This is a genomic window from Kitasatospora sp. NPDC094015 (genome assembly GCF_040304075.1).
Classification (GTDB): Bacteria; Actinomycetota; Actinomycetes; order Streptomycetales; family Streptomycetaceae; genus Kitasatospora.
In genome coordinates this window covers 25,331-45,226 of record NZ_JBEOUL010000030.1, presented here as the reverse complement: position 1 = coordinate 45,226, position 19,896 = coordinate 25,331, and the positions used below count along the sequence as shown (strand labels likewise).

Below are 19,896 nucleotides of genomic sequence, written 5' to 3'. Positions count from 1 at the left end.
ACCATCTGCCCCATGGCTAAGGCACCCGTTCTCACCCCCCAGGCGGACGACTTCCCCCGCTGGTACCAGGACCTCATCAACAAGGCCGAGCTGGCCGACAACGGTCCGGTGCGCGGCACCATGGTCATCCGACCGTACGGCTACAGCCTGTGGGAGCGGATGCAGCAGGAGATGGACGCGCGGATCAAGAAGGCCGGCGCGCAGAACGCCTACTTCCCGATGTTCATCCCGCAGTCCTACCTGACCCGTGAGGCCGAGCACGTCGAGGGCTTCGCCCCCGAGCTCGCCGTGGTCACCCATGGCGGCGGCAAGCAGCTGGAGGAGCCGGTCGTCGTCCGGCCCACCTCCGAGACGATCATCAACGAGTACTTCTCCAAGTGGGTCCAGAGCCACCGCGACCTGCCCCTGCTGATCAACCAGTGGGCCAACGTGGTCCGCTGGGAGCTGCGCCCCCGCGTCTTCCTGCGCACCACCGAGTTCCTCTGGCAGGAGGGCCACACCGCGCACGCCACGTACGAGGACGCCCGCGCGTACGCCTCGCAGATCCACACCGACGTGTACGGCGACTTCATGACCAACGTGCTGGGCATCGACGTGGTGCTCGGCCGCAAGACCGCCAAGGAGCGGTTCGCGGGCGCGATCAACACCCTGACCCTCGAGGCCATGATGGGTGACGGCAAGGCCCTGCAGATGGGCACCAGCCACGAGCTGGGCCAGAACTTCGCCAAGGCCTTCAACACCACCTTCCTGTCCGGTGGTGACCAGCGCGAGCACGTGTGGCAGACCTCCTGGGGCGTCTCCACCCGCATGGTCGGCGGCCTGATCATGTCGCACGGCGACGACAACGGTCTGCGGGTGCCGCCGCGCCTCGCCGCCGTCCAGGCCGTCGTGCTGGCGATCAAGGGCGACGAGGCGGTGCTCGCCAAGGTCCGCGAGATCGGCGCTCAGCTGGAGGCCGCCGGCGTCCGCGTGGTCGTCGACGACCGCACCGACACCCCGTTCGGCCGCCGCGCGGTCGACTGGGAGCTCAAGGGAGTGCCGCTGCGGATCGAGGTCGGCCCGCGCGACCTGGAGAACGGCACCGCGATGCTGGCCCGCCGGATCGCCGGCGGCAAGGAGCCGGTGTCGGTGGACGCACTGGCCGCGCTGGTGCCCGGCATCCTGGAGGAGGACCAGGCGCTGCTGCTGCGCCAGTCCCGCGAGCGCCGCGAGGCCCGCACGGTCGAGGTCAAGACCATCGACGAGGCCGTCGAGGCCGCCACCACCGGCTGGGGCCGGATCTCCTGGGCCGAGCTCGGTCCGGAGGGCGAGGCCAAGCTGGCCGAGCAGGGCGTCTCGGTGCGCTGCATCGTCGCCGCGGACGGCTCCGTGCCGGCCACCGACGACCAGGACGGCAACGTCGCGATCGTCGCGCGCGCCTACTGACGTACCGGATATTTCCGGACGAATTCGCCGCCCCGATGATGTGCCCGCCGACGGCTCGCACATCACCGGGGCGGCGGACGCGGAAGTGGACTCCGAAGGGTTCGCGGAAGCGGTCCGCCACTCCTCCGCGGAGGCCGGAACAACCGGTATCCCCGGACGTCGACGGCCGTTCGAAAGCTGTTCGCCCACCCGTCCGCGTTCCGCGCCGAGACTACTCACCAGTCAACTGCCGGTCGCGCTGAACTAGCGGTACGGTATACGGCCCGTGGCCCTGTCAATTTCCGACCAGGCCGCGGGCCGTCTGTCCTATGGGCGCAGCCGCCCTGGGGTGATAGCCGAGAGCCCGCCGAATCCGGCGGGCCGAGAGTTGCAGGGGGTTGGTCTTGCGTCAGATCCGGTCAGCGCAATTCGCGCACAGCTGTGTATTCCTGAGAGTTTCCTGGGAATTCCCCTCGGGCGGGAACTCGTGGAACGTCGGCTCCCTGCGCATCGTTGGTACAGCGTGAGCACGACACAGCCTCTCGTCCTCGCGGCCGAACTGGCCGCCGCCTGGAGCGACATCCAGGCCCACCACCAGGACCTTCCCGACCTGGCCTCGCCCGAGGCCCTGATCGGCGAGTCCTCCTCGGCCTGCGGCACCCGGCTCGACTTCGAGCGGCTGCTGCACGAAGCCGCCCACGGACTGGCCGCCGCCCGCGAGATCCGCGACACCTCGAGGGCCGGCCGGTACCACAACCGGCGCTTCCTGATGCTCGCCTCCGAGCTCGGGCTGGCCCACCCGGTGGAGCCGCACGCGAGCAGCGGCTTCTCCCAGGTGACCATGCTCAACGACACCAGGGACCGCTACTCCAGCACCATCGAGCGGCTCGACCGCGCGCTGGGCGCCCACCAGCTGGCCGTGGCCGGCGAGGGTGTGCACCGGGCGTTCCGCGGTCCGGCGGCGCGGCACGGGTCCTCCGGCGGCGGCGTCCGGGTCAAGGCGGTCTGCGGGTGCGGCCGGAACGTGCGCGTCGTTCCGTCGGTGCTCGCCCAGGCGTCGATCGTCTGCGGCGCCTGCCAGCAGCCGTTCAAGATCGCGTAGTCGGTACGCCGGCGAGGCGGTCGCGGGCCCGGGGCGTACCCCGCGGTCCGGTCGAGCGGCCCAGCAGGACGGACGGCGCGAGCAGGTGGGGTGGTCCGAGCAGGACGGAGGGCCCGATCGGCGCGAACGGTGCGGTACGCGACACCGGCAGCGGAATCGGGCACAGAGGCAGAACCGGAACAGTCGCAGTAGCAGTGGTGGACGGGTGCCACCGGAGGGTGCCGGAGACCGGGTCGGGTCGGACCGGGGCGCGCTCCGCAGGCGTCGGGACCGCTGTCGACTGCCACCGCGTGGCTGTTCGGCTCTACCGAGGGCGGGGACCCTCGGTCGGGCCGACCTGCCCCGGTATGGCAGAATGGACAGCTGAGTACTCGGCAGCCGAGCAGGACCCCTCTCTCCTACGGCTGGCGTGTCCCTTGAACGGCCGGGCCCCGCAACCCCACGCGGAGCCGATCGGCCGCTCACCCACGTCAACACCAGGAGAATCCACTCCCGTGGCAGTCAAGATCAAGCTCAAGCGTCTCGGCAAGATTCGCTCCCCGCACTACCGCATCGTCGTCGCCGACTCGCGCACCAAGCGTGACGGTCGTGCGATCGAGGAGATCGGCATCTACCAGCCGACCTACAACCCCTCGAAGATCGAGGTCGACACCGACCGCGCCCAGTACTGGCTGTCCGTCGGCGCCCAGCCGACCGAGCCCGTGCTCGCCATCCTCAAGCTGACCGGCGACTGGCAGAAGTTCAAGGGCCTGCCGGCCCCGGCGCCGCTCAAGGTCGCCGAGCCCAAGGTCGAGGACTTCTCGCACCTCTTCGCGAAGGCCGTCGCCGGCTTCGAGGACGCCACCACCGGTGTCGCCATCACCCCGAAGGCCAAGAAGGCGGACAAGGCTGACGAGGCCGAGGCCGCTTCCACCGAGGCCTGAGCGTGATCGAGGAAGCCCTCGACCACCTGGTGAAGGGCATTGTCGAGCACCCCGACGAGGTGCAGGTGCGCTCGCGCCAGCTGCGTCGGGGGCACACCATCGAGGTGCGGGTGCACCCCGATGACCTCGGCAAGGTGATCGGCCGTGGCGGCCGGACCGCGCGCGCTCTGCGCACCGTGGTCGGCGCGCTCGGCGGTCGCAACGTCCGGGTCGACCTGGTCGACGTGGACAGCATTCGCTGACACTAGACCGTCAGGTTTCTGGGCCGGCCGGGACGCTTAGTCGTCCCGGCCGGCCCTTCCTCGTTGGTGGCGGCGGGGGCCCGCGCCCGTGCTTCTCTTCTTCTCGCTGTCTGTTCCGCCACTTCTTTATTCCGCCCATCTCTGCCCGGTCCGGCAGCACAGGTCCGTCCGGTCCGGCAGCGCACGACTCCAGGAGAGCGATCACCGTGCAGCTCGTCGTCGGCAAGATCGGCCGCGCCCACGGCATCAAGGGGGACGTCAGCGTCGAGGTCCGTACCGACGAGCCGGAACTCCGGCTCGGCCCCGGTGCGGTCCTCCTCACCGACCCGGCCTCGGCCGGCCCGCTGACCGTCGAGTCCGGCAAGGTGCACAGCGGCCGCCTGCTGCTGCGCTTCGCCGGGGTCAAGGACCGCAACGACGCCGAGGCGCTGCGCGGCACCATGCTGATCGCCGAGGTGGACCCGGACGAGGTGCCGGACGACCCGGAGGAGTACTACGACCACCAGCTCATCGGGCTGGACGTGGTGCTCACCGACGGGACGCCGGTGGGGGAGCTCACCGAGGTGATCCACCTCCCGTACCAGGATCTGCTGACGGTCACCAAGGCCGACGGCACCGAGGTGCTGGTGCCGTTCGTCAGCCGGATCGTGCCGACCGTCGACCTGGAGAACCAGCGTGCGGTGATCGACCCGCCGGCCGGCCTGATCGAGCCGATCGAGGGCGACGAGCAGCCTTCCGGCAAGCGGGCCTCCGGTGAGCGGGCTTCCGGCGCGCGGGGCTCCGCCGAGCAGGGCGGCGACGGGCAGGACGGGGACGGGCAGGCGTCCGGCGAGCGGGACGGCGGGGACGCCGCGTGAGCCGGATGCGGATCGACGTCGTCACGATCTTCCCCGAGTACCTGGAGCCGCTGAACGTCTCGCTGGTCGGCAAGGCCCGCGCACGCGGCCAGCTGGACGTCCACCTGCACGACCTGCGCTCCTGGACCACGGACGTGCACCGCACGGTGGACGACACCCCGTACGGGGGTGGGCCGGGCATGGTGATGAAGCCGGAGCCGTGGGGCGCTGCGCTGGATGCCGTGCTGGCCGAGGGCGCGCAGGCGTTCGCCGCCGGTTCGGGCGCTGATGAGGGTGCGGGTGAGGGTCAGCAGGGTGGGGGGGCGGCGGCCTTGGCAGCGGCGTCGGACCCGGGTGGGCTCCCGGTGCCGACCCTGGTCGTGCCGACGCCCAGCGGGCAGCCGTTCACCCAGGAGCTCGCCCAGGAACTGGCCGGGCGGAGCTGGCTCGCCTTCGCCCCCGCGCGCTACGAGGGCATCGACCGTCGGGTGATCGAGGAGGCCGCGACCCGGATGCCGGTCGTCGAGGCCTCGATCGGCGACTACGTACTGGCCGGTGGCGAGGTCGCGGTGCTGGTGATGGTCGAGGCCATCGCCCGGCTGCTGCCCGGCGTGCTCGGCAACGCCGAGTCGCACCGGGACGACTCCTTCGCCCCGGGCGCGATGGCGGACCTGCTGGAAGGCCCCGTCTACACCAAGCCCGCCGAGTGGCGCGGTCGCGAGGTGCCGGAGGTGCTGCTGAGCGGTCACCACGGCAAGATCGCCCGCTGGCGCCGGGAGCAGGCGTTCGCCCGGACCCTCGCCCATCGCCCCGACCTGGTGGCCCGCTGGCAGCTCGGGGCCTTCGACAAGAAGGAGCGGGAGGCACTCAGCGTGCTCGGCCTCCGGTGGGACGAGGAGCAGGGCCGATTTCTGGCCACGGCCGATGCTGTGGAAGAATAGGCGACTGTTGTCTGTCGCTGGACGCCCCTGAGGGGAGTCACGTGGACCGGTGCCCCCGCCACGGGGGGATCGCCGCCAGCCGATGCGGCCCGCAGCAAACCCCATTGTGACGATTTTCCGTGGGCGGCCCGTGGCGCCTGCGATGGAGAGCAAAATGAGCAACAAGCTCGCTGCTGTCGACGCCGCTTCGCTGCGTACCGACATCCCGGCCTTCCGCGCCGGTGACACCCTGAAGGTTCACGTCCGGGTCATCGAGGGCAACCGCTCCCGTGTCCAGGTCTTCCAGGGCGTCGTCATCCGTCGCCACGGCGCCGGTGTCGGTGAGACCTTCACCGTCCGCAAGGTCAGCTTCAACGTCGGCGTGGAGCGCACCTTCCCGGTGCACACCCCGGTCGTCGAGAAGATCGAGGTCGTCACCCGCGGTGCGGTTCGCCGCGCCAAGCTGTACTACCTCCGTGACCTGCGCGGCAAGGCCGCGAAGATCAAGGAGAAGCGCGACAACTGACCGGACGGCTCCGGCTTCCGGAGCCGCTTCGGCTCAGGTCGCGCCGGGCCCTCTCCACCTCTCAGGTGGTGGGGCTAAGCTCAGCGCGATGAGCACGCACGAACCACCCGCGGACCGCGTCAGCAGTCCCGTACCGGACGGTACGGACACGCCGACGCGGTCCGCGGCTGTTTCCGGTGCCGTGGCGGTGGCCGACACGGATGCCGAGGCGGGCCGTGGGGATGGTTCCGACGCTGCTCCAGGGGATGGGCGTGAGGCCGGCGGCGGCGCTGGTTCCGGAGACGGTGCGGTGGACCTACCGGCGGCCGGTGCCGGTGCCGGTGCCGGAGAGGGTGGGCGCGAGCCCGCCGAGGGCGGTCGGGTCGAGGGTGGCCCCGCCGATGGCGACCCTGCGGAGGAGGGGAACGGCGGCCGGGTACACCGACTGGCGCGCGAAGTCCTGCTGCTGGTCGGGATCTGTGTGGGCGCCCTCCTGGTGGTCAACGCCTTCGTGGCGCGGCCGTTCGTGGTCCCGTCGGGGTCGATGCAGAACACCCTGCGTCCCGGCGACCGTCTGGTGGTGAACCGTCTCGCCTACACCTTCGGTGACCGGGTGCAGCGCGGGGACGTCGTCGTCTTCGACGGCACGGGCTCCTTCCTGCCGTACGCCGCCGAGCCGGGCGCCGTCCGGGGCACCCTCGCCGAGCTCGGCCTGCTGCCGACCGGCAACTCGGTCTTCGTGAAGCGGGTGATCGGCGTCGGTGGCGACCGGATCGCCTGCTGCGGGACGGACGGTCGCTTGCGGGTGAACGGCGTGCCGCTGGACGAGACCGGCTACCTGGCGCCCGACGAGGCACCCTCCGCCGTGCCGTTCGACGTGGTGGTGCCGCCCGGGAAGCTGTGGGTGATGGGTGACCACCGGAGCGCGTCCAGCGACTCCCGGGACCACCTGGGCGAGCCCGGCGGCGGCACCGTCCCGGAGAAGAAGGTGATCGGGCGCGCCGAGTGGGTGGTCTTCCCGATCGGCCGGTGGCGCTCTCTGGACCGCCCGGCTGCTTTCTCGGCGATAGGGGGGACCTCCGCACATGGGAACCAGGGGTAGGGGCCGGGTGGTCGACGAGCCGCCGGCGCGCTCCGCACCGGCCCGTTCGACACCGGCGCGCTCGACGACGGACCAGGCACCGCCTTCGGGCATGCCCACCCGTGGCCGTGCCGATCGCAGGCGGACCGCCCAGCGCGCGGCCCGGCGCAGGCGCCGCTCGCTGCTGCGAGAGCTGCCGCTGATCGCCGTGGTGGCGCTGTTCATCGCGATCGTGCTCAAAACCTTCCTCGTGCAGGTCTTCGTCATCCCGTCCGGATCGATGGAGCAGACCATCCAGGTGGGGGACCGCGTCCTGGTGGACCGCCTCACACCGTGGTTCGGCAATGAGCCGGGCCGCGGCGACGTGGTGGTGTTCAAGGACCCTGGCGGCTGGCTCGAGAACGACAACTCGCCGTCGACCGACGGTCCGGTGATGCGACGCGTGAAGTCTGCCCTCTCCACGGTCGGTCTGATCCCCTCGAACAACGAGGGAGACCTGATCAAGCGGGTCATCGGCGTCCCGGGTGACACCGTCGAGTGCTGCGACGATCGTGGGCGGCTCCTCATCAACGGGGTCGCGGTGGACGAGTCCTACATCGCGCCCGGCAACGCGCCCTCCCGGCAGTCGTTCAAGGTGACCGTGCCCGCCGGGCGACTCTGGGTGATGGGTGACCACCGGGACCTGTCGGCCGATTCGCGGTTCCACATGGCCAACCCCGGCAACGGCACCATCCCGATGAAGAACGTGGTCGGCAAGGCGTTCATGATCGCGTGGCCGGTTTCCCGGGTGGGTCAACTCGATACACCGTCATCACTCTCCTCGTTGTCGGCCGCCGCTCCGCCCGGCGTTCTCGATGAACGGCCGGACGCACGCGCCGACATGGAGCTGCAACCTGTCCCCGGTCGGCCGGATCCTGCGGAACCCCCGCTCGTTATGGGTGTGTTGGGCGTTCTTCCGACTCTGGTTCGGCGACGGCACTAGACCCCGGCGGAGCGGGCGGGCGACCGCCGGCCTCCAAGGGCCGCCGTGTGGGAGCACCGGTGCGTCGAGTCGGAGTGATAGAGAAGTGCAGGAGTACCGGGAGCCCATGGTTCGGTGCCGTATCGTTCGATGCCGCATCGTCCGGTGTGCTGGCCGGTCGTCCCCAAGGCTGCGCTGGTGTCAGGACTGCCCGGACCGGGCAGTCGTGAGGCGGGTTGACGGTCGATCACGCAACGTGGTGCCCGCTGTGCGGCACTGGTGAGCGCGGACGCGCGGGCGTCCGCACAGCAGGGAGGAGATGTCGTGGGGGATCTGGTGATCGGTGCCCGCTCGGGTGGCCCGGAGCCCGAGGGCGCCGGGGGTCGTGGAGTCAGGTCGGTCGAGGCCGACCCGTCCACCGAGCGCGCGATGGCGGACCCGGCCGCCCGGCAGGGTGGACCGGCCGGCGGTGCCGGTGACCCGGGCGACTCCCCGACCGGGCCGGTGGACGGCTCCGGCCGGAGCGGCACCGTCGACGGGGACGACGCCGACGAGGCCTCGAGGCCTCCGAAGCAGCGGTCCTTCTGGAAGGAGCTGCCGATCCTGATCGGCATCGCGCTCATCCTGGCGCTGGTGATCAAGACCTTCTTCGTGCAGGCCTTCTCCATCCCTTCGGGCTCCATGGAGAACACCCTCCAGGTCGGCGATCGTGTCCTGGTCGACAAGTTGACTCCCTGGTTCGGCGCCGAGCCCGAGCGCGGCGAGGTGGTGGTCTTCCAGGATCCGGGCGGCTGGCTGAACGACGAGCCGGCGCAGCGGAGCGACAACGGGTTCGTGCGCGGCATCCAGGACGTGTTCAGCTTCATCGGGCTGATGCCGTCCAGCAACGAGAAGGACCTGATCAAGCGGGTCATCGCGGTCGGTGGCGACACGGTCGAGTGCGAAGGCGACGGGCCGGTCAAGGTCAACGGCATTGCCCTCGACGAGCCCTACATCTACCCGGGCAACACCCCCTGCGGTGAGAAGCCCTTCGGGCCGGTCAAGGTGCCCGAGGGTCGGATCTGGGTGATGGGCGACCACCGCGGCAACTCGCTCGACTCGCGCTACCACCAGGACCAGCCGGGCGGTGGCACCGTCCCGGTGGAGAACGTGGTCGGCCGGGCCTTCGTCGTCGCGTGGCCGATCGGTGACTGGGCGACCCTCCCGGTGCCGGACACCTTCGACCAGAAGGGCCTGTCGGCCTCCGGTCCGCTGGCGCCCCCGCTGGCCGGGGCGGCGGCCGCGGTGCCTGCGGTCTGGTTGCTGCGTCGCCGCCGTTGAGCGGACGGCGGGCACCGGCCCGGGACGATTGATCTGTGGCCGACTCTTGCGCGGGCCGCGGTACTCGTGAGTAATCTGCTCGCATGTGCCGCGGCCCGCGAGTCTTTGCAGGCTCGCCGCGGCGCACCGCAGGCCGGCATCCGTCCGTCGGAGGCGGGCCGGGCCCCGGACACGGGCCGGGCTCCGCGCCCGGATCCGGACCCCGGTGCGGACCGGGCTTCCTGCGCCGGCCGGGCCCCGTAGCCGGGCCGAACAGAAATGGGTGGGTGGCGATGAGCAGTGTGGCGGAGCGGACGGCTTCGGCGCCGGCGGGCACCCGGCCGCGCCGGAGCGTGGCGGTCGTCGTGCAGGGTGCGGTGATCGCGCTGGGGTTCGTCATGCTGGTGGCCGGCTTCGGCCTGGTCGCCGTGGACTACCGGCCCTACCGGGTCCCGAGCGCTTCGATGTCCCCGACGATCAAGATCGGCGACATCGTGCTGGCCCGGAAGACCGACGGTGCCGGCGTCGGCCGCGGTGACATCGTGATCTTCAAGGATTCGGTCTGGGGCGACTCGGACATGGTGAAGCGGGTGGTGGCGGTCGCCGGCGACACGGTGTCCTGCTGCGACAGCCGGCAGCGGCTGCTCGTCAACGGGGTCCCGATCGACGAGCCCTACGTCGACCGCGGCATCGGCTCCGGTGAGGCGTTCAGCATCACGGTGCCGGAGGGCCGGCTGTTCGTCCTCGGCGACTTCCGGACCAATTCCATCGACTCGCGCAGCCACCTCGAGATCGCCTCGGGGACCCTCCCCGCCTCCGACGTCCAGGCGAGGGTGGCAGCCACCGTCCTGCCGACCTCCCGGATCGCCGTGCACCAGCGGACCACGGCCTTCGACGCCCTCAGCGGTCCGCGGGCCCACGGCCCCGGCCCGTTGCAACCGGCCGCCTACGCGATGGTCAGCGGTGTCGCTCTGGTCCTGCTGGCGGCGGCCGCCGGGTGGGCGGTGTCGCTCGTCCGGTGGACCAGGAGGCGCCGCAAGTCCTGACCGGGACAGCTCCCGGGCCCGGCCCGGCCAGGCGCGGATCCGACTCCACCCGCCGGACGGCGGTGCGGCCCGGGAAGGCCCACCGAGGCTCCGCAGGACCCGTAGGACGGAGTGGGACCGGATGGCGGTGGTGAAGCGCAGGGCGGTCCGCGTCCTGCTGCTCGACGGACAGGGCCGGATCCTGCTGCTGCACGGGCTCGACCCGGCCGTTCCCGGCGTGAGCTGGTGGATCACGCCGGGCGGCGGTGTGGAGCCCGGCGAGAACCTACGGCAGGCAGCCCTGCGCGAGCTGGCCGAGGAGCTCGAACCGGTCGAGGTGGAGCTGGGGGCGCTGGTGGCGTACGGCACGACTGCTTTCTCCTATCAAGGGCAGGAATTCGAGCAGGAGCAGTGGTTCTACCTGGCTCGTTCGAGCAGGACCGATGTCGGTCCGGCCCGAAGCGGAGCCCCGGAGCACGCGAGGTTGCTCGGTTTGCGATGGTGGTCACTCGCGGAGTTGCGGGTCACCGGGGAGACCGTCTACCCGGTGGGACTTGTAGGACTTCTGGAGCGCATTGCCACCGGCGGACCGCCGGTCCAGCCAGTGAGGCTCTGACGGCAGGTGCAGTGGTCCACAATGGGGTGGACGTGACGAGTTGAGGGGACGCTTGGATGAGTGCCGAAGACCTCGAGAAGTACGAGACCGAGATGGAGCTCAAGCTCTACCGGGAGTACCGGGATGTCGTCGGCCTGTTCAAGTACGTGATCGAGACGGAACGGCGCTTCTACCTCACCAACGACTACGACCTGCAGGTTCACTCGGTCCAGGGCGAGGTGTTCTTCGAGGTGTCGATGGCTGATGCCTGGGTCTGGGACATGTACCGGCCGGCCCGGTTCGTCCGCAAGGTACGGGTGCTGACCTTCAAGGACGTCAACATCGAGGAGCTCGCCAAGAGCGACCTCGAGCTGCCCTCGGACGACGCCGCCTTCGGCAGCTGAGTCGAGCGGCGGCCGACCCGAGGGCACCGAGACTGACCCCGACGAATGCACGATGTCCAGAGCTGAGCCGAATCCCCACTCCTGTGGGTGACCTCGGCTATCCACAACCCTGAGTTGTCCACAGGAAACCGGCACCCTCTGGCTCCGCCGACGCCTGCCCTGCAACCTCCTGACCTGGAGGTGATCGCCGTGCAGAGTGGCAAGGACACGGGCGTCAGCACCGCTGGCCCCACGAACAGCAGCAAGGCCCGCCGCGATCCTGGCGGAAGGGCGGGGAACGGCACCGGCGCGGGCAGCGGCGCCGGCAACAACGGCCTCGGCCGCTACGGCGAGGAGGTCGCCGCGCGCCGGCTCGCCCAGGACGGCCTGCGGATCCTGGAACGCAACTGGCGCTGTGCCGAGGGTGAGCTGGACATCGTCGCGCTGGACGGCGACACCCTCGCGGTGTGCGAGGTCAAGACCCGCTCCGAGCGTGGTTTCCAGCAGCCCGCCCAGGCCATCGACCGGACCAAGGCGGACCGGCTGCACCACCTCGCCGCGCGATGGCTCGACGAGCGCTGGCCCATCCACTTCGACCGGCTCGTCCAGGTGGCGGAAGCGGCCAGGGCAGGGGCGGTCCTCCCACCGCCCGGTCGTGACGGCGTGCCGCCTACCGAGCCGCAAGCGCCCGGCGCGGCGCCGCCGACCGGCTCCTCGAAGCCCCGGAAATCCCGGAAGCGCGGCACCCCACCCATCCCTGAGCAACCGTCCACGCCGGTCCCGCCGGCGCCCGCGCCGCCCGGCGGGGTCCGGATCGACCTGGTGGCCGTGGTCAACCGGCGCAAGGGCGCGGCCCAGGTGGAACACCTGCGCGGGGCTATCTGAGATGGCCTTCGCCCGCACTTGCTCCGTCGCGCTGGTCGGCGTGGACGGCGTCGTGGTGGAGGTCCAGGCCGACCTGGAACCGGGTGTGGCGGCGTTCGCGCTGGTGGGGCTGCCGGACAAGGCCCTCACCGAGGCCCGGGACAGGGTCAGGGCCGCGGTCGTCAACAGTGGGGAGAGCTGGCCGCAGCGCAAGCTCACCGTGGGCCTCAGCCCGGCTTCGGTCCCGAAGGGCGGCAGCGGATTCGACCTGGCGGTCGCCTGCGCCGTACTGGCGGCCGCGGAGCGTCTGCCGCCGGAGACGATCGCCGAGCTGCTCATCATCGGCGAGCTCGGCCTCGACGGGCGCGTCCGGCCGGTGCGCGGAGTTCTGCCCGCCGTCCTGGCAGCGGCGGACGCCGGCTTCCGGCAGATCGTCGTCGCCGAACAGGCCGCCGCCGAGGCATCCCTGGTGCCCGGGGTCTCCGTGCTGGGTGTGCGCACCCTGCGCCAGCTGATCGCCCTGCTCTCGGGCACGTCCCCGCCCGAGGAGGCCCCCGACCCGGTCGCGGGGCAACCGGACCCGATGCTCGCCGGGCTGCTCCTCCCCGGAATCGGGGTGCGAGACCTCGGCGGGGTGCGGCAGCGACCGCCCGACCTCGCCGACGTGGCGGGCCAGTACGAGGCCCGCCGGGCCCTGGAGATCGCGGCCGCCGGCGCCCACCACCTGTACCTGAAGGGTCCGCCCGGAGCCGGGAAAACCATGCTGGCCGAGCGGTTGCCCGGCCTCCTCCCACCGCTGACCCAGCCCGAGGCGCTGGAGGTCACCGCAGTGCACTCGGTGGCCGGCCTGCTTCCACCGGGTCGCCCGCTGATCGCCACCGCGCCCTACTGCGCGCCGCACCACTCGGCGACGATGCCCGCGATCGTCGGCGGCGGCAGTGGGCTGCCGAGACCGGGTGCGGTCTCGCTTGCCCACCGCGGCGTGCTCTTCCTCGACGAGGCGCCCGAGTTCTCGGTCCGCGCCCTGGACGCGCTCAGGCAGCCACTGGAGGCGGGGGAGGTGATGATCGCCAGATCGGCGGGATCGATGCGGCTGCCGGCGCGCTTCCTGCTGTGCCTCGCGGCCAACCCGTGTCCGTGCGGGCGCCACTCGATGCGAGGCGGCGGCTGCGAATGCACGCCCGCCATGGTCAACCGGTACCAGGCCAGGCTGTCCGGACCGCTGCTGGACCGGGTCGACCTGCAGGTCCAGGTCGCCCCCGTGACCAAGACCGAGCTGCTCGGCGAGGGGCAGTCGGCGGAGAGCACCCGCACGGTTGCCGCCCGCGTCTGCGAAGCACGCCGGCGTGCCGCGGCGAGACTGGCCGACACCCCGTGGCGTACCAACGCCGAAGTCCCCGGCCACGAGCTGCGGACTCGCTGGCGAGTGGCCCCCGGCGCGCTCACCGACGCCGAACGGGACCTGGAACGCGGCCTGCTCACCGCCCGGGGCCTGGACCGGGTGCTCCGGGTGGCATGGACGGTCGCCGACCTCGCCGGACGCGACCAACCCGGCCGGATCGACGTCCGCACCGCCCTGATGCTGCGCACCGGCGTCCAGCGAGGGCTGCCCCTGGCCGACCGGGCAGCCACCACCGACAGCGATGCCGATGACGACCTCGGGGGTGAGTGCTGAGCCGGACAAGGGGCGCCAGCCCGCCCGGCGCCGACCCATCAGTCCCGGACCTGCCAGGGAGGCAGCGGTGAACGATCCCCGGACCACCCCTGACCAGCACGCAGCGGCTCCCGCCGGCCACTCGCCGGATCAGCCCCCTCGACCGGACACCCGGTCGGCCTGGGCCAGGCCCGACCAGGAGCGGCGGGCCCGCGCCGCCCTCACCAGGCTCATCGAACCCGGTGACCAGGTGATCGGCCGATGCCTCGCAGAGGTGAGCGCCGACGACCTGATGGGAGCCATCAGTGGCGGAGGGCCGGTCGACGGCGGCGAGATCTCCGATGTCCGGCTGGCCGCCTACCGGGCCAGACTGCCCGCAGTCCACCCCGACGGCGACCTCGCCAGGGTGGAAGACCTCGGCGGCCGGTTCATCATTCCGGGCGACCTCGAATGGCCGTCCCAGCTCGACGACCTCGGGGAGGCCCGACCGGTCGGCCTGTGGGTGCGGGGCACCGGCTCGCTCAGGCTGCTGGCGCTCCGATCGGTGGCCGTGGTCGGTGCACGAGCCTGCAGCTCCTACGGTGCGCACGTGGCCTGCGAGCTGTCGGCCCAGCTCGCCGAGCGCGGCTGGGTGGTCGTCTCCGGCGCCGCGTACGGCATCGACGCTGCGGCGCACCGCGGGGCGCTCGCCGCCGGCGGGGTCACCGTCGCGGTGCTGGCCTGCGGGGTCGACGTCGCCTACCCGTCGGGCAACACGCAGCTGATCCGCAACATCGCCGAGCAGGGCATCCTGCTCAGTGAACTCCCACCGGGGGAGCACCCCAACCGGCACCGGTTCGTGCTGCGCAACCGCGTCATCGCCGCGCTGACCCGGGGCACCGTGGTGGTCGAGGCAGCGCTGCGCAGCGGCGCCCTCAGCACCGCGCGGCGCGCCCGGGACCTCAACCGTCACACGATGGGAGTGGCCGGTCCGGTCACCTCCGAACTCTCCGCCGGGGTGCACGCCCTGATCCGCAGCGGGGCGGCGTCGCTGGTCACCGACGCGGCGGAGATCGGCGAACTGATCGGCGCGATCGGAACGGACCTGGCACCGATCAAGGCCGGCCCGGTCCTGCCCCGGGACCTCCTGGAGCCCGCCACTGCGCGGGTGCTCGAAGCCGTGCCCGCCGGCGCTGACGGCGCGCCGGTCGAATGGCTCGCCGGTCGGGCTGGACTCCCGCCCGACGAAGTCCTGCAACGCCTGTACGAGCTGAGCTCCGTCGGGCACGTCGAACGGCACGGCGCGCACTGGCGGTTGGTCAGGAGGCGCTGATCGCGTGGACACCGCGCCACACCCGGATGCAGCCAGAAGGGAGGCCGTCGACCGAGCCGATCAGCCACCGGATCGGGGGACGACCGAGTGGCGGTAGCACAATGCAGTGATGCGATCACGCTACGCTCGCATCTGGCTTCCCAATCGGCACAGGACTCGGCAGAACGGCGCAGACCAACGCATGCCCACACATACCCCCGGACACCGGGTGCCCGGTGACGCTCGGCCCTCGGACGGGACGGCGGCCGAGAGTCGCCCCACGGCGGAGCCGCAGTCGAAGGCGCCGGCGATGGTGGGGCTGGCTCGGCAGGTCGGACGCCCACCTGCGCCGAAGGGCAAGCCTGCGGCACGCACCCCCGCGCCGGAGGCCCGTGCCCAGGTCGCCGAACAGGCGCCGCCCGGTGCCACGCCCACAGGCAAGCCCGCTGTGCCCGTCTCCGTACCCGGCCCGGCGCCCATGCCGAAGGTCGTAGCCGAGCCCGCCCCCGCCGCGCCGGACACCGCACCACCGGGCGTCCCGCCACCGGGAGACCGGACCGGTGCAGCGACCGTGCGGCCCGCGCAGCCCGTACAGGACGTACAGCCCGTGCGGCTCGATCACCCGGAACACCGCGAGCAGTCCGGGGCAGCCGAGCAGCGGGAAGTGCCGGCTCAATCGGGTCCGGCCGCGACCACCCTCCCCGGTCCCACCTCCGAGCCGGCCAAAGGTGGCGAGCGCGGGGGCGAGGGCGCACCGATCGATCTACCGACCGTCGCTCCCGCCACCGCAGCGGTCGCCCCAGCTGCCGGTTCCCCAGCCATCACCGCCGCGGCCGCCACCACCGCAGCAGCCAGACCCCCGTCCCAGTCGAGAGCGAAGCCCCAGCCGGCCACTCCCGAGCGCACCGCGCTCGAAACCCTCTGGCGCTCGTACAAGGAGAGCGGCGACCCGCGCCTGCGCGAGCAGTTGATCCTGCACTACTCCCCGCTGGTCAAGTACGTCGCCGGCCGCGTCAGCGTCGGGCTGCCGGCCAACGTCGAACAGGCTGACTTCGTCTCCTCGGGAGTCTTCGGGCTGATCGACGCGATCGAGAAGTTCGACATCGACCGGGCCATCAAGTTCGAGACCTATGCCATCAGCAGGATCCGCGGCGCGATCATCGACGAACTCCGGGCCCTCGACTGGATCCCCCGCTCGGTCCGGCAGAAGGCGAAGGCGGTGGAGCGCACCTACGCCACCCTGGAGGCCCGGCTGCGGCGCACGCCGCACGAGCCGGAGGTGGCCGCGGAGATGGGCATCACGCTGGAGGACCTGCGGGCGATCTTCAGCCAGCTCTCGCTCGCCAACGTCGTCGCCCTGGACGAGTTGCTCCACCCGGTGGGGGAGGGTGGCGACCGGCTCAGCCTGATGGACACCCTGGAGGACACCGGGGCCGACAATCCGGTCGAGGTCGCGGAGGACCGTGAGCTGCGGCTGCTGCTCGCCTCGGCGATCAACACGCTGCCCGAGCGGGAGAAGACCGTGGTGACCCTCTACTACTACGAGGGGCTCACCCTGGCCGAGATCGGCCAGGTCCTCGGGGTGACGGAGAGCCGGGTGAGCCAGATCCACACCAAATCCGTACTCCAACTGCGCGCCAAGCTCTCCGACATGCGCTGAACCAACGTGGCCCGTGCCCGTTCCCGTGCGCGCCCCCGTGTCCCCGTCCCCGGATTCGCCCACGGCCCGGCGCCCGGCACGCGGTTTCCCGACCGCCCGGCCGAGCCCGAGACCTCCGAAATTGCGCGGCACCGTACCGGGAGCCGGTAGGGGTTCGTAGAGTTGGAGGGTGCCGAAGATCCGAGCGGCGACGGTGGCCGCGCATCGACAGTTGCAACGAGCAGCGCTCCTGGACGCTGCGCGCGCCCTGCTGACCGAGGGCGGGGGAGAGGCGCTGACCTTCCCGGCGCTCGCCGCCCGGACCGGGCTCGCCCGTTCGTCGGTGTACGAGTACTTCCGCTCCCGGGCCACCGTCATCGAGGCGCTGTGCGCGGAGGATCTGCCACTCTGGGCGGCCGAGATCGAGGCCGGGATGGCGGCCTGCGACACGGCCGAGGCCCGGGTCGAGGCGTACGTCCGGGGCCAGCTCGCGCTGGCCGGGGACCCGCGGCACCGCGCAGTGGTCACGATCTCGGAGCTCGAACTCGACGACGCCTCCCGGGAGCGGATCCGCTCCGCCCATGCGGGCGTGGTGGGACTGGTGCTGCAGGCCCTGGAAGACCTCGGGCACGAGCAGCCCCGGCTGGCGGCCGCACTGCTCCAAGGCGTGGTGGAGGCGGCGGTCCGGCAGTCGGAGCGGCTGCGCGCAGCCGGCCACGCGCCGTCGGACGCCGGGGAACAGGCTGTCGCAGACGCCGCCGTCGCTCTCGCCCTGCACGGTCTGGCGAGAGGCGGCCGGCCCGCCGCCCCGAACCCGGAGCATCAGTCGGCGCCGGGGCCGTGTTCACCCCCCTCCCCGCACGGCTGAGCCGCCCGACAACGGCAGCAGGCGGGCGCGTCCGGCTCCGAGCAGCGCCAGCGGATCGAGGTACCGGTCGCCGCGGAGCAGCCCCCAGTGGAGGCAACTGGCGGCGCAGTGGTCGCCGCTGTCGGCCAAGGTGCCGATGACGTCCCCCGCCGACACCGCGCTGCCCACCACGGTGGTGCCGGTCACGGGCACGTAGGTGGTCCGTAGGGGTGGGTCGCCCGACCCGGTGTGCTGAACGGTGACCACCGGCCGGCCGCCGACGGGCCCGGAGAACACCACCACGCCGGGTGCCGCCGCCCGGATCGGCGCCCCCGCCGGGGCCGCGAGGTCGACCCCCCGGTGCCCGGCCGCCCAGCGCGCCGCCGGCGGCTCGAAGCGTCGGCCCAACCCGCCCGGCCCACCGGTCGGCCACGCCCGCGTGGGCCCCGCCCCCTCGGCACCGAGCAGCGCCGCCAGGGCAACCGGCGCCACGGCCGACCGAACGTGGCCGAGCGCCCGACCCCGACCGTCCGGTCTGCCGGCCGCCGGCCCCGGCCCCGGCGGCCGGCCCAGCACCGCCACCACGAGCAGCAGCACGGCGACCAGCGAAGGCAGAGCGGACAGGGCAAGCCGGGTGGACAGGGCAAACTGGGCGGCCAGGGCAAGCGGGCCGGGCGGAGCACCCGGGCCGGCGCCCCCGGACCTGAAGCGGATCGCTGTCATGCGCCGAGGCTCCCGCCGACCCGCCCACCCGACCAGCCCCCTCCGCCCGCCTGTGGACAAGCCGGGCCTGTGGACAACCGGGATCCCCCACACGGGTGAATGCGCCGCCCGGACCTCCACCGGCAGCCCGTACCGGGAGCCCCCGGAGCCCCCTCCTGGTCGCCGGGGTCGCTCCTGGCTCGGCGCTTCCCGTACACTTCACACGCGACCCGGTCCGCCGGGTCGACTTCGCACGCCCCGCCACCGGTGGAGCAGCCGGTCCCGCAAGGGTCCGGTCTGGCCTCTCCGGTGCGAGTGCCGCTCGGTCCCCCGAGCCTGCGCAGCCAAGGATCACGGCCCTTCGGGCCCGCGCTCCACGGCCTGCGGCCCCGAGCCGCGAACGCAGGCGGAGGAGGCACGGCACGTCCGGGGCGTCAGGCGTGGCGGTCACCCGACCGGCACGGACAACCGAGACCGACCCGGCGTTACGCCGCACTGCGCTGACTCACCCGTGAGCGTGGCGCGGGCAGCCGGGCGCAACACCTGAGGAGCACGGCCATGGCCGTCGTCACGATGCGGGAGCTGCTGGAGAGCGGCGTCCACTTCGGTCACCAGACCCGTCGTTGGAACCCGAAGATGAAGCGTTTCATCTTCACGGAGCGCAACGGCATCTACATCATCGACCTGCTGCAGTCGCTGAACTACATCGACCGCGCGTTCGAGTTCGTCAAGGAGACCGTTGCCCACGGCGGCAGCGTCCTCTTCGTCGGCACCAAGAAGCAGGCGCAGGAGGCCATCGCCGAGCAGGCCGCTCGCGTGGGCATGCCCTACGTCAACCAGCGTTGGCTCGGCGGCATGCTGACCAACTTCCAGACCGTCTACAAGCGCCTTCAGCGGATGAAGGAGCTCGGCGAGATCGACTTCACGGACGTGGCCGGCTCCGGCCTCACCAAGAAGGAGCTCCTGGTCCTCGAGCGCGAGCACACCAAGCTCGAGAAGACCCTCGGTGGTATCCGTGACATGCAGCGCGTGCCCAGCGCCGTGTGGATCGTCGACACCAAGAAGGAGCACATCGCGGTCGGCGAGGCCCGGAAGCTCAACATCCCGGTCGTCGCCATCCTCGACACCAACTGCGACCCCGACGAGGTCGACTACAAGATCCCGGGCAACGATGACGCGATCCGCTCCGTCACCCTGCTCACCCGCGTGATCGCCGACGCCGTCGCCGAGGGCCTCAAGTCCCGTGCCGGCGTCGCCAAGGGCGACACCAAGGCCGAGCCGGGCGCCGACCAGCCGCTGGCCGACTGGGAGAAGGACATCCTCGAGGGCCAGAAGGCCGACGAGGCCCCCGCCGCTGACGCTGCTGCCGAGGCCCCCGCCGCCGAGGCCGCTGACGCTGCCGTCGAGGCTCCCGCCGCCGAGGCCGCTGACGCTGCCGTCGAGGCTCCCGCCGCCGAGGCCGCTGACGCTGCTGTCGAGGCTCCGGTCGCCGAGGCGCCGGCCGCCGAGGCCGAGCAGGCCTGACGTACCACAGGGTGAGGGGCGCCCACCGGGTACGTGCCGGTAGGCGCCCCTCTCTCCCGTGCCGGGGCCGAACCAGCGGCTCCGGCACCACCCCACGCT

At 72.1% G+C, this 19,896-nt stretch carries 20 protein-coding genes; 19 read left to right on the top strand and 1 reads right to left on the bottom strand.

The annotated features are described in order from the left end of the window. The first annotated feature begins 12 nt into the window (after positions 1-12). The 18 genes from proS to ABT014_RS27860 all read left to right on the top strand — a co-directional run bounded on the left by proS (position 13) and on the right by ABT014_RS27860 (position 17,592). The gene (gene proS / locus ABT014_RS27945) at positions 13-1,425 is read left to right on the top strand and encodes a proline--tRNA ligase (protein ID WP_350641976.1); all 1,413 of its coding nucleotides are present in this window, start codon (positions 13-15) and stop codon (positions 1,423-1,425) included. 502 nt (positions 1,426-1,927) lie between these two features. Continuing rightward, positions 1,928-2,506, top strand: a complete 579-nt coding sequence (locus ABT014_RS27940; protein ID WP_350641975.1) for a hypothetical protein — start codon at positions 1,928-1,930, stop codon at positions 2,504-2,506. 494 nt (positions 2,507-3,000) lie between these two features. Beyond that, complete coding sequence (gene rpsP / locus ABT014_RS27935; protein WP_033824614.1) at positions 3,001-3,429, top strand: 30S ribosomal protein S16; 429 nt, start codon at positions 3,001-3,003, stop codon at positions 3,427-3,429. A gap of 2 nt (positions 3,430-3,431) precedes the next feature. Beyond that, on the top strand, positions 3,432-3,671 hold the full coding sequence (locus ABT014_RS27930; RefSeq protein ID WP_033824615.1) for an RNA-binding protein: 240 nt from the start codon (positions 3,432-3,434) through the stop codon (positions 3,669-3,671). A gap of 206 nt (positions 3,672-3,877) precedes the next feature. Next, positions 3,878-4,528 (top strand): ribosome maturation factor RimM, encoded by a 651-nt coding sequence (gene rimM / locus ABT014_RS27925; protein WP_350641974.1) that lies wholly within the window; start codon positions 3,878-3,880, stop codon positions 4,526-4,528. Between the two features lie 5 nt (positions 4,529-4,533). After that, positions 4,534-5,448, top strand: coding sequence for a tRNA (guanosine(37)-N1)-methyltransferase TrmD (gene trmD, locus ABT014_RS27920; RefSeq protein ID WP_350642022.1), 915 nt, complete (start codon positions 4,534-4,536; stop codon positions 5,446-5,448). Positions 5,449-5,602: 154 nt separating this feature from the next. Further along, the gene (rplS, locus tag ABT014_RS27915) at positions 5,603-5,953 is read left to right on the top strand and encodes a 50S ribosomal protein L19 (RefSeq protein ID WP_033824618.1); all 351 of its coding nucleotides are present in this window, start codon (positions 5,603-5,605) and stop codon (positions 5,951-5,953) included. 460 nt (positions 5,954-6,413) lie between these two features. After that, entirely contained in the window at positions 6,414-7,034 is a 621-nt protein-coding gene (lepB, locus tag ABT014_RS34610) for a signal peptidase I (protein WP_502895115.1), read from the top strand. Positions 7,035-7,041: 7 nt separating this feature from the next. Continuing rightward, positions 7,042-7,995 carry a signal peptidase I gene (gene lepB, locus ABT014_RS27905; RefSeq protein ID WP_350641972.1) on the top strand — a complete coding sequence of 318 codons (954 nt, stop codon included), beginning with the start codon at positions 7,042-7,044 and terminating at the stop codon, positions 7,993-7,995. 303 nt (positions 7,996-8,298) lie between these two features. Then, positions 8,299-9,294, top strand: coding sequence for a signal peptidase I (gene lepB, locus ABT014_RS27900; RefSeq protein WP_350641971.1), 996 nt, complete (start codon positions 8,299-8,301; stop codon positions 9,292-9,294). 272 nt (positions 9,295-9,566) lie between these two features. Beyond that, positions 9,567-10,319 (top strand): signal peptidase I, encoded by a 753-nt coding sequence (gene lepB, locus ABT014_RS27895; RefSeq protein ID WP_350641970.1) that lies wholly within the window; start codon positions 9,567-9,569, stop codon positions 10,317-10,319. A gap of 121 nt (positions 10,320-10,440) precedes the next feature. Next, positions 10,441-10,914, top strand: coding sequence for an NUDIX hydrolase (locus ABT014_RS27890; RefSeq protein ID WP_350641969.1), 474 nt, complete (start codon positions 10,441-10,443; stop codon positions 10,912-10,914). 56 nt (positions 10,915-10,970) lie between these two features. Further along, a complete protein-coding gene (locus ABT014_RS27885; protein WP_350641968.1) occupies positions 10,971-11,297 on the top strand; it encodes a DUF2469 domain-containing protein in 327 nt (108 codons plus the stop codon). A 180-nt stretch (positions 11,298-11,477) separates the two neighbouring features. Then, entirely contained in the window at positions 11,478-12,161 is a 684-nt protein-coding gene (locus ABT014_RS34605; RefSeq protein ID WP_502895114.1) for a YraN family protein, read from the top strand. Between the two features lies 1 nt (position 12,162). After that, positions 12,163-13,815, top strand: a complete 1,653-nt coding sequence (locus tag ABT014_RS27875; RefSeq protein WP_350641967.1) for a YifB family Mg chelatase-like AAA ATPase — start codon at positions 12,163-12,165, stop codon at positions 13,813-13,815. Then, the gene (dprA, locus tag ABT014_RS27870) at positions 13,790-15,106 is read left to right on the top strand and encodes a DNA-processing protein DprA (protein ID WP_502895113.1); all 1,317 of its coding nucleotides are present in this window, start codon (positions 13,790-13,792) and stop codon (positions 15,104-15,106) included. The genes ABT014_RS27875 and dprA overlap by 26 nt, the downstream gene beginning before the upstream one ends. A 799-nt stretch (positions 15,107-15,905) precedes the next feature. Then, a complete protein-coding gene (gene whiG / locus ABT014_RS27865) occupies positions 15,906-16,745 on the top strand; it encodes an RNA polymerase sigma factor WhiG (protein ID WP_350642020.1) in 840 nt (279 codons plus the stop codon). 169 nt (positions 16,746-16,914) lie between these two features. Then, on the top strand, positions 16,915-17,592 hold the full coding sequence (locus ABT014_RS27860) for a TetR/AcrR family transcriptional regulator (protein ID WP_350641966.1): 678 nt from the start codon (positions 16,915-16,917) through the stop codon (positions 17,590-17,592). On the opposite strand, the gene ABT014_RS27855 is transcribed toward ABT014_RS27860, so the two are convergent. After that, positions 17,569-17,979: a M23 family metallopeptidase gene (locus ABT014_RS27855; RefSeq protein ID WP_350641965.1), complete on the bottom strand. Its 411-nt coding sequence runs from the start codon at positions 17,977-17,979 to the stop codon at positions 17,569-17,571. The genes ABT014_RS27860 and ABT014_RS27855 overlap by 24 nt on opposite strands. An 852-nt stretch (positions 17,980-18,831) precedes the next feature. Between ABT014_RS27855 and rpsB the strand changes: the two genes are divergently transcribed. Next, on the top strand, positions 18,832-19,797 hold the full coding sequence (gene rpsB / locus ABT014_RS27850; RefSeq protein ID WP_350641964.1) for a 30S ribosomal protein S2: 966 nt from the start codon (positions 18,832-18,834) through the stop codon (positions 19,795-19,797). The last annotated feature ends 99 nt before the right edge of the window (positions 19,798-19,896 follow it).

Bases quoted from the DNA above. Each gene is read 5' to 3' on its own strand.
- dprA (WP_502895113.1), top strand. From the start codon at position 13,790: ATGACGACCTCGGGGGTGAGTGCTGAGCCGGACAAGGGGCGCCAGCCC.
- ABT014_RS27875 (WP_350641967.1), top strand. From the start codon at position 12,163: ATGGCCTTCGCCCGCACTTGCTCCGTCGCGCTGGTCGGCGTGGACGGC.
- trmD (WP_350642022.1), top strand. From the start codon at position 4,534: ATGCGGATCGACGTCGTCACGATCTTCCCCGAGTACCTGGAGCCGCTG.
- rplS (WP_033824618.1), top strand. From the start codon at position 5,603: ATGAGCAACAAGCTCGCTGCTGTCGACGCCGCTTCGCTGCGTACCGAC.
- rpsB (WP_350641964.1), top strand. From the start codon at position 18,832: ATGGCCGTCGTCACGATGCGGGAGCTGCTGGAGAGCGGCGTCCACTTC.
- lepB (WP_350641970.1), top strand. From the start codon at position 9,567: ATGAGCAGTGTGGCGGAGCGGACGGCTTCGGCGCCGGCGGGCACCCGG.
- ABT014_RS27890 (WP_350641969.1), top strand. From the start codon at position 10,441: ATGGCGGTGGTGAAGCGCAGGGCGGTCCGCGTCCTGCTGCTCGACGGA.
- proS (WP_350641976.1), top strand. From the start codon at position 13: ATGGCTAAGGCACCCGTTCTCACCCCCCAGGCGGACGACTTCCCCCGC.
- ABT014_RS27885 (WP_350641968.1), top strand. From the start codon at position 10,971: ATGAGTGCCGAAGACCTCGAGAAGTACGAGACCGAGATGGAGCTCAAG.